The sequence below is a fragment of the Bradyrhizobium sp. NAS80.1 genome, assembly GCF_001908205.1.
Classification (GTDB): domain Bacteria; phylum Pseudomonadota; class Alphaproteobacteria; order Rhizobiales; family Xanthobacteraceae; genus Bradyrhizobium.
Genome location: NZ_LGHL01000438.1, coordinates 1 through 514, shown reverse-complemented (window position 1 = coordinate 514; position 514 = coordinate 1). Strand labels below are relative to the sequence as shown.

1 protein-coding gene is annotated in these 514 nt (G+C 58.6%); it reads right to left on the bottom strand.

The window, feature by feature from the left end; genetic code table 11:
• Positions 1–514: MFS transporter (locus AC629_RS44085; RefSeq protein WP_143199952.1), on the bottom strand; the 514-nt coding region annotated here is incomplete at both ends.

Below are 514 nucleotides of genomic sequence, written 5' to 3'. Positions count from 1 at the left end.
CAACCCCTCTATGATGAACATCCACTGCCAGCCTGCCAAACCGAGGGTACCCTCAAGCTGCATCAGCGAGACCGAGATCGGACCACCTACGAGCTGGGAGAGCGGGGCCGCCGCTACAAACGCAGCCATGGCACGGGTACGGTATTGGCTTGGAAACCAGATGGAGAGATACCAGATAACCCCCGGAAAGAACCCCGCCTCGAACGCCCCCAGAACCAAGCGAACGAAATAGAAGCTGAACGGCCCGACGACGAGCGCATTTGCTGTGGCAGCGATGCCCCAGGTAATCATTATCCGCGCGAGCCAACGGCGTGCGCCGAATCGGTACATGGCGAGATTGCTTGGCACTTCGAACAAGCAATAACTAACAAACAGAATGCCCGCCCCCCAGCCGAACTGGGTTGCCGTGAGGCCTATCGCTTTGTTCATTTCGAGGGCGGCGAAGCCGACGCTGGTGCGGTCAAGGAAGTTGACTACGTACGCGAGCGCCAGAAACGGAATTATTCGCAGCGTG